Annotated in this window: 9 protein-coding genes; 2 read left to right on the plus strand and 7 right to left on the minus strand. The window is 70.3% G+C overall.

What is annotated here, in order from left to right:
* From ACLN58_RS12460 to ACLN58_RS12485, 6 genes are all read right to left on the minus strand, one after another.
* Positions 1 to 356: dihydrodipicolinate synthase family protein (locus ACLN58_RS12460; RefSeq protein WP_415855580.1), on the minus strand; the 356-nt coding region annotated here is incomplete at its 3' end.
* A gap of 7 nt (positions 357 to 363) precedes the next feature.
* Positions 364 to 1,197 carry an enoyl-CoA hydratase-related protein gene (locus tag ACLN58_RS12465; RefSeq protein ID WP_415855581.1) on the minus strand — a complete coding sequence of 278 codons (834 nt, stop codon included), beginning with the start codon at positions 1,195 to 1,197 and terminating at the stop codon, positions 364 to 366.
* 11 nt (positions 1,198 to 1,208) lie between these two features.
* A complete protein-coding gene (locus ACLN58_RS12470; RefSeq protein WP_415855582.1) occupies positions 1,209 to 2,468 on the minus strand; it encodes a CaiB/BaiF CoA transferase family protein in 1,260 nt (419 codons plus the stop codon).
* Positions 2,465 to 3,889 carry an FAD-dependent oxidoreductase gene (locus ACLN58_RS12475; protein WP_415855583.1) on the minus strand — a complete coding sequence of 475 codons (1,425 nt, stop codon included), beginning with the start codon at positions 3,887 to 3,889 and terminating at the stop codon, positions 2,465 to 2,467. The genes ACLN58_RS12470 and ACLN58_RS12475 overlap by 4 nt, the downstream gene beginning before the upstream one ends.
* Before the next feature lie 13 nt (positions 3,890 to 3,902).
* Positions 3,903 to 5,201 carry an MFS transporter gene (locus ACLN58_RS12480; protein ID WP_415855584.1) on the minus strand — a complete coding sequence of 433 codons (1,299 nt, stop codon included), beginning with the start codon at positions 5,199 to 5,201 and terminating at the stop codon, positions 3,903 to 3,905.
* Positions 5,202 to 5,308: 107 nt separating this feature from the next.
* The gene (locus ACLN58_RS12485; protein WP_415855585.1) at positions 5,309 to 5,818 is read right to left on the minus strand and encodes a helix-turn-helix domain-containing protein; all 510 of its coding nucleotides are present in this window, start codon (positions 5,816 to 5,818) and stop codon (positions 5,309 to 5,311) included.
* Here ACLN58_RS12485 and ACLN58_RS12490 point away from each other — a divergent pair.
* Positions 5,817 to 5,939, plus strand: coding sequence for a hypothetical protein (locus ACLN58_RS12490; protein ID WP_415855586.1), 123 nt, complete (start codon positions 5,817 to 5,819; stop codon positions 5,937 to 5,939). The genes ACLN58_RS12485 and ACLN58_RS12490 overlap by 2 nt on opposite strands.
* 64 nt (positions 5,940 to 6,003) lie before the next feature.
* Here ACLN58_RS12490 and ACLN58_RS12495 read toward each other — a convergent pair whose 3' ends face one another.
* Entirely contained in the window at positions 6,004 to 6,801 is a 798-nt protein-coding gene (locus ACLN58_RS12495) for a potassium channel family protein (protein WP_415855587.1), read from the minus strand.
* A 99-nt stretch (positions 6,802 to 6,900) separates the two neighbouring features.
* Between ACLN58_RS12495 and ACLN58_RS12500 the strand changes: the two genes are divergently transcribed.
* Positions 6,901 to 9,663 (plus strand): hypothetical protein, encoded by a 2,763-nt coding sequence (locus tag ACLN58_RS12500; RefSeq protein ID WP_415855588.1) that lies wholly within the window; start codon positions 6,901 to 6,903, stop codon positions 9,661 to 9,663.
* Positions 9,664 to 9,897 lie beyond the last annotated feature (234 nt).

Raw genomic sequence — 9,897 nt, forward strand, 5'->3', positions numbered from 1 at the left:
GCGAGCACGCCCGGGTCGGCTGAATTGACCTGCACCATGACGGCCGCGAGCCGGTCGCCGAGGGCCCGCAGCGCGGCGACGGCCTCGTCGATGGCAGGCCGGGTCGCCAACGCCGTCACGCCCGCGACGATCGGGAGGGGGCTCGCCTCGGCCGCCGTCTCGAGGACGAGCGACTTCTCCGCGGTGCTGAGCGACGCGGCCTCGCCGAACACGCCGAGGACCGTGAGCCCCACGGCGCCGATCTCGGTGTAGTGCTCCACGAGCTGCGCAAGGCTGTCGGTATCGACGTCGAGGGCGCTGCCCGCGAATGGTGTCGGGACCACGCCCCAGACGCCGGGTTGCAGTGTGACGGTCACGAAACCCCTACTCTCCCGGCCACACGGGCGCGCGCTTCTCTTGGAACGCGAGCACGCCTTCGGCCGAATCCTTGCTGGTGAGCGCCGCCATGAGCGCGGGGAGGCGCGTGGCGCGTGCCTCGGTGGGCGTCAGGTGCGCCGTGCGGGTCACCATCTGCTTGACGGCCCGGACCGAGGTGGGCGCGCACGCCCGAATCTGGTCGAGCCAGCGTTCGACGGCGGCGTCCAGCTCCGCGGTCGGGACCACCTCGTTGACGAGCCCCATGTCCTTCATCTCTGCAGCTCCCGCCTTGCGGCCCGTGAGCAGCATCGACATGGCCTGCGTGTGCGGGACGCGCCGCACGAGCTGGTGGATCCCGCCGTCGAGCGCAAGCCGGCCCACGCGCGGCTCGGTGAGCCCGAACTGCGCGTGCTCCGCCGCGACCACGATGTCCGCGCCGAGGACCATCTCCATCCCGCCGCCCAGCGCGTAGCCGTTGACGCGCGCGATCACCGGGACGTCGAGCGTCTCGCGCAGGCTCAGGCCGCCGAAGCCGTTCGGGTCGAGGTCGGCCCAGTATTCGAGCCCGGTCTTGTCCACGCCGGAGGCGGACATGTCCGCGCCGACGCAGAACGCGCGCTCGCCCGCGCCCGTGACGACGACGGCGCGGACGGTGCGATCCGCCTCGATGCGGGCCCAGACCTCGTTGAGGCGTTCCGTCGTGGGGCCGTCCACGGCGTTGAGCACGTGCGGGCGGTCGATCACGACCCACGCGACGCCGCCGCGGACGTCGAAGCGCACGCCTGTCACCGCGGGCTCCACATCGACGTCAGCCGCGCTCGCCGGAGCAGCGGTGCTCATCGGAGCGGCGCTCACCGGAGCACCCCGAGCTCCTGGAGGCGGAGAATCGTCTCCTCGTCGAAGCCGTTCTCGCGCAGCACCTCGGCGTTGTGCTCGCCGAGGCGCGGCGCGACGCGGCGCACGGAGGCCGGCGTCTCCGAGAGCCGGATGGGCGCGTTGAGCATGCGGACCGTGCCGACGCTCGGGTGCTCCGCCTCGACGATCATGCCGTTGACGCGCGTCTGCTCGTCGGCGAGAGTCTGCTCGAGCGTGAAGACCGGCGCGTTGAGCAGGTCCTCGCCCTCGAGCCGTTCGGTCCAGTGCGCGGTGCTCCCGGTGGCGAAGCGCTCGCGGAAGATGGCCTGGAGGGCGGGCTTGTTCTCGAACTGGCGCTCGAGGTTCGCGAACTCCGGCCGCTCGGTGAGGTCCTCGTCGAGCTCGAGCGCGCGTGAGATGCGCAGGAGCGGGTCTGGCGTGAAGCCGCCGACCATGCACACCGCGCCGTCGGTGGTTTCGAAGACGCCGCTGAGCGGCATCGCGCCCCAATTGACCTCGTAGCCGCGGTTGAGCTGCATGCACGCCTCCTGCATCTGCAGGTGCAGCATCGAGTCGTACATCGTGACCTCGACCTTCTGGCCCACGCCGCTCACGTCGCGAGTGCGGAGGGCCAGAAGGATGCCCTGGAGCAGGTGCATGCCCGTGATGTAGTCGCACAGCGTGGTCGGGTAGATCGAGGGCGGGAGGTCCTCGCGGTCGCGCCGCCACATGACGCCGGAGTAGGCCTGGGCAATCGCGTCCTGGCCGCCCTTGTGCGAGTACGGACCCTCGGGGCCGAAGCCGGTGCCCGAGGCCCAGATGATGCGAGGGTTGGCGCGGCGCACCTCCTCATACCCAAAGCCCATGCGCTCCATGACGCCGGCGCGGAAGTTGCTCACCACCACGTCCGCACCGCTGATGAGCTGCGCAATGACCTCGCGGCCCTCCGCCGTGCGCGTGTCGACGCTGATGCCGCGCTTGTTGCGGTTGATCGACAGGAAGATCGGGTTGTCCTTGCCATCGGGGTCGGGGAAGGAGTTGCGGGAGATGTCGCCCGAGCCGGGCCGCTCGATCTTGATGACATCGGCGCCGAAGTCGCCCAGGAGCTGGGTGCAGCTCGGGCCCATGAACACCTGCGTGAAGTCCACGATCTTGATCCCCGCGAGCGGGAGCGACCGCGCGGATTCAGTCTCAGCGCCGCGGGCGGTGGGGACGCCGGACGGCGCCTCGGGCGTCTCAACGGTGATGGTGCTCACGCTCCCACCCCCGCGAGGGTCGAATCGGCGCCGAGGTTCGCGCCGCCGTCGTTCGCTGCGTCGTCGAGCCCAGCGTTCGACGACGGGACGTCGCCTGGGTCTGCGCCTTGCCTGCGCATGCCCGCCTGGATGTCGCGGGGATCGACCTCGCGCACGAGCTTCCCGCTGGCCACCGCGAGGGCCGACGCGACGCCCACGGCTTGGCCCATCGCCATGCACGGCGGGATCTCGCGGCTCATCTTCTGCGCCTCGGGAGTCGCGGAGTAGTGGCGCCCGGCCACGAGGAGCTGGTCGACCTCGCGGGGCAGGAGGGAGCGATACGGGTAGTAGTAGTCGCGGCCGCGGGCGACCGTGTCGGCGAAGTGCCGGCGGGACACGACGTCCTCCTTCGTCATGACGTACTCGCCCTCGAGCAGGCGGGTCTGGCGGACGCCGAGCTGCGGTGCGGCATCGAGGATGTAGGCGTTCGCGAAGCCGGGCAGGTTCTCCTTGACGTACGCGACCGCCTCCGTGATGCGGTCGCGGGCTGCGAACTCGGCCGCCGTGAGATCGGCGGGGTCCACGCCGTCGAAGCCGCTCATGTGGGGCGCGTTGCACCACACCACTCCCTCGAGCGGCGTCTTGAGCCACCACAGCTCCCACGCGCCGCCGAGCAGGCGCTTGACGCGCCGGTTGATGGCGCGCGCCTCCTTCGGGTTCTCCTGCTCGAAGCGCTCGGCCTCCCCGGTGTCGACGCCGCCGAGGCGGAACACGAGCGTGGTGATGTAGGAATCGTGGGCGAACTTCGCCCCGGCGCGCGAGGCGACGTCGATGTCCCCGGTCGTGTCGATGACCACGTCCGCGAGGTACGCCTGCGGGCCCGCCTTCGTCTCGACGACGACGCCCTTGAGGACGCCGTTCTCGCCAGGAGCGGCCTGGTCGACGATCGGGCGGGAGAACCACGAGTGAAGGCGGAGCGTCACACCGGCCTCACGGACCAGATCGTTGGAGACGCGCTTCCACCCGTCGGGGTCGAAGGCCGCCGCGTAGCAGATGGGCTTGGGCGTGGAGTGCGAGTGGAAGTCGAACGTTCCGTAGCGGCCCCACCTGTTCCACAGCTCCTGCGAGGTGCGGCGATCTTCGGCGGGGGGCACGACGGCGAGGCCCTGGGCCTGCAGGCGCTCGACGTACTCGGAGACGATGCCCGTGACCGTGATCTCAGGGCCGTTGACCATGTCATCCAGGACGAGGACCATTCCGCCGGACGCGAGCCCGCCCAGGTACGAATAGCGTTCGAGCAGCGTGACGCTCGCGCCGGAGCGGGCGGCGGTGACGGCCGCCGCAACGCCGGCGGGCCCACCCCCGACCACGAGGACTTGCGAGCGGTTGACGATCGGGGCCGCGAGTTCTTCCGAGCGGACGCGCAGATCGAGTGTTTCCATGAGTATTGCTTCCTTACTTGCCGACGAAGACGCCGGACGAGCGACGGGCGAGGAGGTAGAGGATGACGCTGAGGGCCGAGAGCACGGCCACATAGGTCGGGAAGATCCAGTCGGCGTGGAGGGACTGGAACCAGACCAGGAGGTAGGAGGCCGTGCCGCCGAAGACGGCGACCCCGATCCCGTAGCCCAGCGCGGTGCCGGTGCCACGGACGTTCTTCGGCATGAGGGACGCGCTCACCACGTTGTAGATGGTCATGTTGAGCACGAGCACCACCGAGCCACCGAGGAGCACGGCCGCGAAGCCGCCGATGCCGGGCCGGACGTAGAGCAGCATGAGGAAGACCGACGGGATGGCGAGGATTCGCGTGACCACGAACCAGCGCGAGAGGGCCTTTCCGTCCAGGAGTCTGCCCACTACCCAGCTGCCGACCACGAGAACAACTGCCAGTGCCGTCGTCAGCGCGAAGACCGCGGTGGCGTCTTCCTTGAAGTTGCTGCGTGCCGCCGTGGGGAGGCCGGTGTTCCACGCGTAGTTGTACGCCTGGGCGGCTCCGACCACGAAGACGATCGCGAGAACGCCGAGCCAGTGCTTCCGGAGTCCCGACCACACGGTGCCGCCCGAGCTGGCCGCGAGCTCGTCGGGCCGCATCGTTTCGGGCAGGGTGCGCCGAAGGTACAGGACCACGACGCCGAGGACCGCGCCGATCACGAACGGGATCCGCCAGCCCCACGCGCTCATCGCGGCCCCGCCGATGGCGAGGCTCGAGAGGAAGCTCACGAGGGAGGCCAGGAGGATGCCCAGGTTCACGTAGAAGCTCATGAGCCCCGCGACCATGCCTTCGCGGCCTTCCGGCGCGAGTTCGACGGCGTGCGATGTGGAGAGCGGCGCCTCGATGCCGGTCGAGATGCCCTGGACGATGCGGGACGCGACGAGGATGGCTCCCGCCCACGGGCCAATCACGGCGTAGCTCGGCGTGACGGCGATGAGGAGGGTGGTGCCGGCCATGAGCATGATGGAGAGCAGCATGATCCGACGGCGGCCTATCCGGTCTGCGAAGACGCCGAGCAGAACGCCGCCGAGCGGCCGGAACGCGAAGCCGACGGCGAAGACGGCGAGCGTGTTGAGGGTCGCCGAGAGGGGATCCCGGTCCGGGAAGAAGTTCGGCCCGATAAAGGCCGAGAGGAGTCCGAAGACCATCCAGTCGTACCATTCGAGCGCATTGCCGAGGCCGAGGGCCAAGAGGCCCCTCCGCACTTCGGCGGAGAAACGACGGGACGTGGTGGGGTCGGCAGTGACCACATTCTCGATCATGAGAGGTCCTTTGCCGCGCCGCTGCAGGGCGCGAGAGGGTATGCCGCATGGCACGCAGGCACATGCGGAAATGAGGTGTGAGAGGGGATCAGCCTGAAATGGCCGAATTACCAGGCGCGGGGGGCGCTGACCCAGATGGCTACGCAGACCTCTTCGTAGCTATTCGAATACCAGTGGGGGATCTCGGAGGAATAAGTGATGGAGTCGCCTTCGCTGAGGCTGTGGCGAACTCCGTCGAGATACACGTCCTTGCGTCCGGAAATGACGAGGCAGAATTCCTCGCCGCCGTGATGGAAGGGCGTAGAGCTCGTGTCGTGGCCGGGCGGCGTCACGATCCATTGGACCTCGAGGGCCCCGTTGGTGTTGGGGGTCAGCAGTTCATGGATCGCCTCGCCGACAGATTCGCGGGTGACGCCCCGCAGATTGCGCCGCTCGGCTTTCCTGACAACGGGGGAGGCGCTGTCCGGCTGGCCCGTGAAGAAGCGGCCGACCGGTATGTCCAGCCCGTGTGCCAGCTGGGCAAGGGTCGTGAAGGAGGGGTTCGCCAGACCGCGCTCAATCTGGCTGACGATTGCCTGGCTGAGCCCGGTGGCGTCAGAGAGCTGGGCGAGGGTCATGCCGAGCTCCTTGCGCCTCGCCCGGACCTTCGTGCCCACTGATGCGAGCAAGGCGGTCGTGGCCAAGGGGGTCGGTGCGACGCTCTCCGTGGTCATGTCTTTCCTTCGTTCGGTGACCTGACTCACACAACTATAGTGAAGAAATTCAGCAGATCAAGGGTTTCTGTTCACTATCGTGTATTTCTTCACGGAGAGCTGGTTCCGCGTGCCCTCTCACGCTCCTGCGCGGCCTCGAGCGCCGCCGCGAGCCGCGCGACCTGCTCGGTGAGGGCCTCGACCTTCGCCTCGAGCGTCTGCTCGAGCTGCTCGACCTCGGCCTCGACCTCCTCGACCTCCGCCTCGACGTCGGCCTCCACCTCGGCGGCGGTCCGTGCGGAAACGCTCTCCACGAGCCACGCCGCGATGGACGCGGTCACGACGCCGAGCACCGCGATGCCCGCGATCATGAGGCCCGCCGCGACGAAGCGGCCCACGATCGTGATGGGGTAGTGGTCGCCGTAGCCTACGGTCGTGATGGTCTCGAGCGCCCACCAGATCGCGTCGCCGAACGAGCGGATGTTGGACCCCACCTCGTTCTGCTCGACGTCCTCCACCGCGAGGGCCGCGCAGTAGATGATCGTCGCGGCCGAGCCCACGACGTACAGGAGCAGCCGGCCCCGGAGGGCCGCGCCGGCCTTGTTGTGGACCACGCGGAGGAACGTCACGAGCCGGAGGAGCCGCAAGGGGCGGAGCGCCGGGAGGGCCAGGATGGCGAGCTCGTGGAGGTTCCGGACGAACCACCGGCCGCGCTCGGGCGCGAGGATGAGCTGCCCCGTGTAGTCGACCACGAACACGGCCCACGCGGCCCACACGAGGGCCTCCGCCCAGATGCCCTCCGACTCCGGCAGATTCGCGATCACCTGAATGGAATACGCCCCGAGGAACACGACCGCGGCCGCGAGGGTCGGCCACTCCGTGAGCCTCCGCCACTGCTCGATGCTCATGGCCGAAGGGTACCGCCGCGCGAGCCGCCTGTGGACACCCCGCCGGAACCCGCCGTACCATCGAAGCCAACGCTGGGGACAGCCCTTGGGAAGTCAGCCATGTCCGCAGCATCAGGCGCTTGGTCCAGCGCCACAAACCCCAGCGCCCCGGACGGGTCCGCGCCGGACGTCCTCGAACTCCGCGTTCACGGCATCCGGAACTCGCCCCCGCAGGACCTGCTCGGCACGCCGACGTCCAACATCGCCCTCGCGCAGGACGGCGTGATCCCGCTCGGCGATTCTCTCGCCGGCTTCTACACCGTCCGCGAGCCACTGCCCGGCCAGAAGACGCACCTCGAGGCCTACAGCTGGGGCAACCTCGACCGCTTCCTGCGCGGCAACAGCCTGCTCGGCAAGGCCGGCCGCACGCTCTACAACCTCGGCTGGTTCATCGTCGCGCCGTTCGGTTTCTCCAACGCCGCCTACTGGGCGCGCTCGTTCCGGCCCGACGCGAGCCGCGAGGGCGGCCTCCGCACGGGCAGCGGCGGGGGAGTGGTCCGCGTCTTCGCGCTCCTGCTGACGCTCTGGCTCGTCGCCGCCGTCTCGACCGTCGCGTTCGATCTCGTGGCCGTCCAGTGCTTCCTGCCCACCGGCGTGCCGAACTCGTGGAAGCTGTGCAGCGCGCTCCCGTCCCAGTTCGACGGCCTGCGCGAGCTCACGCGAGGCCAGCGCTTGGCGGCCCTGTCGCTCGCGCCGATCGCCGCCGTCGTCCTCGTGGGGCTCCTAGGGTTTGCGAGCAACGTCCGCTTCCGCACGCGCGCCCTTGACGCCGCCCGCGCACGCGGGCTCGGCGCCGAGCATGACGCGTTCGCGCTCGCCGTTCCCGCGCTGTGGGTGCGGCGCCGCATCAACTCGCCCACGGGAACGCTGCACATCGCTGCGAGCCTTCTGCTCGTGGTCATCCTGCTCATGAGCGACGCCGCGGCCCACGACGGCGCGGCCCCCGTCTCGCTCCTCTCCGTCGCGGCGGTGGAGCTCGCCGCCGTCGGCTACGTGGTCGCGTGGTGGTCGCGCTCGGTGCGACCTCCGCTCGTGGCCGACTTCTGGGCGCGCCGCGAGGTGTGGGCGTACTTCCTGCTCGGGACCGCGATCCTCACGTACGTCGCGTGCGTCGTCGTCGAGGCGACCACTCCGACCACGGACCAAACCGCGCCGTTCACGGCCGGTCAGCTCACGCCCACCGTGATCCTTGTTCTCCTGACCATCCTGGCGACCGTTGGCTGCGTGGTCCGCTCCGGCTACCGCGAGTGGATCGCGACGGCGGTGCTCACCGTGGGCGTCCTCGCGCTCGTCGTCGCGGTGGGCGGCTGGCTCGACCCGCTCGGGTGGGCGGCGAACGCGGCGGCGATCGCCGTCGTCGTCCTCTCAGGCGTGGGGTTCGTGGTGCCGTACGTCGTGCTCCGCCGCCGCGAGCCGCGCCGCCACGAGCACGCGTGGCACGGCGCCGGCCCCGGCGTGTTCATGTTCGTGGCGCTGCTCATCGGCGCGTTCCTCGCGAGCGCGGTCGCGCTCGGCACCGGCTCGTATCTCCGGTCCGGCCGCCTGCAGTCGCTCCCGGACCGGGGCGATCCCCTGTTCCGCGACGTCTCCATCCCCGCAGGCGCGCACGATATCGCCGTCCCGACCGTGTTCTGGGCCTTCGGCGGCGTCCTCGTGCTCATGGTCCTGTTCGTCATCGCGCTCCTCGGCGTGCCCGCGTGGTTCGGCGTGCAGAAGGGCGAGATCGAGAATCCTCCCGTCGACCCCTCGGAGAAGGTGTTCAAGTCCGAGATCGAGGCGGTGCGCCGCTCGAGCGCGTTCATGCAGCGGGCGGAGCCGCTCCTGCACACGGTGAGCTGGGTCATTGGCGTGACGGTGACGGTCTCCCTCGCGTTCACGGTGATGCGCCAGGCGCGCGGGCAGACGGGCCGCTGGGCGTGGGTCCTCGGCGTCCTCGGCTCGTGGCTCGGCGGGCGCGACGGGCTCGCGGCGTTCACCGCGTTCGCCGAGTGGGCCGTGCTCACGTCGGTGGTGCTCGGAGCGCTCGCCGTGCTCACGGTCGCGATCGCGAACTCGGCCACGACCGGCGCGAGCCGCCCGCTCGGCCTCCTGTGGGACCTCATGGCGTGGCTCCCGCGCGCCGCACACCCGTTCGGCCCCGCGTGCTTCTCCGAGCGGGCCGTCCCCGAGCTCGCCGACCGCATGATCCGCTGGCTCGAGCCCGACGGCGCGCCCGCCCCCACCCGCCGCGTGCTGCTCGCGACGCACAGCCTCGGGACCGTGCTCGGCGTCGCCTCGCTGTTCCACCTCGCGGCCCTCGGCCGAGCGGACCTCCTCAACCGCGTGCGGCTGCTCACGTTCGGGATGCAGCTGCGTCCCTACTTCGGCCGGTTCTTCCCGGAGCTGTTCGGGCCCGAGGTGCTCGGTACGCCCGGGGTGGCGGCGCCGTCGTTCTGGACCGCCGACCCCTGGAAGGGCAAGGATCTCCACGACGCACCCTCGCCGTCCCGGGAGCGCACGGCGGCTTCGGTCGCGCAGGCCGCGGCGCACAGGGGCGACTCCTCGCGCTCCGTAGCCGGCACGCCCCTGACGGAGCTGCTCAATATCCCCGAGGGGACGTTCGCGATCGCGCCGCGGCCCCAGCCCGTGTGGATCAACCTGTGGCGGCGCACGGACTACCTGGGCTTCCCCGGGTATTCGTACTCCGCCACGCCCAACAACCTGGACCGCGTGACGCTCGAGATGGAGCCGGACTCGTACATGGCGCGCGTCGCGACCCACGACAACTACTTCATGACCCTCGCGTACCTCGAGGCCCGCGACGACCTCCTCGTCGGCTGGTAGCCGTCCGGGGGTCACCTCCCGTGGGTGCGAGGCCGTCCGGGGGTCACCTCCCGTGGGTGTGGTCGGCTATCGTGTGCCCGTGACCCACAGTGATCCCGCCGCGTTCCCGCCCGACTTCTCCGCCGCCGTCGGCCGCCTCGCCGAGCTCACCGATCGGTTCGCCACCGCGGCGGAGCGCGTCGAGCGGTGGGACGCGCCCGTCCCCACGTGCCCGGGCTGGAGTGCCCGCGAGCT

Origin of the sequence: Sinomonas sp. G460-2 (assembly GCF_047759905.1) — a bacterium.
In the GTDB taxonomy this organism is placed as follows: domain Bacteria; phylum Actinomycetota; class Actinomycetes; order Actinomycetales; family Micrococcaceae; genus Sinomonas.

What these genes read in the sequence shown, in the direction of transcription:
- ACLN58_RS12465 (WP_415855581.1), bottom strand. Translation starts at nt 1,197, where the DNA reads ATGAGCACCGCTGCTCCGGCGAGCGCGGCTGACGTCGATGTGGAGCCC.
- ACLN58_RS12475 (WP_415855583.1), bottom strand. Translation starts at nt 3,889, where the DNA reads ATGGAAACACTCGATCTGCGCGTCCGCTCGGAAGAACTCGCGGCCCCG.
- ACLN58_RS12480 (WP_415855584.1), bottom strand. Translation starts at nt 5,201, where the DNA reads ATGATCGAGAATGTGGTCACTGCCGACCCCACCACGTCCCGTCGTTTC.
- ACLN58_RS12490 (WP_415855586.1), top strand. Translation starts at nt 5,817, where the DNA reads ATGCCGAGCTCCTTGCGCCTCGCCCGGACCTTCGTGCCCACTGATGCG.
- ACLN58_RS12485 (WP_415855585.1), bottom strand. Translation starts at nt 5,818, where the DNA reads ATGACCCTCGCCCAGCTCTCTGACGCCACCGGGCTCAGCCAGGCAATC.
- ACLN58_RS12495 (WP_415855587.1), bottom strand. Translation starts at nt 6,801, where the DNA reads ATGAGCATCGAGCAGTGGCGGAGGCTCACGGAGTGGCCGACCCTCGCG.
- ACLN58_RS12500 (WP_415855588.1), top strand. Translation starts at nt 6,901, where the DNA reads ATGTCCGCAGCATCAGGCGCTTGGTCCAGCGCCACAAACCCCAGCGCC.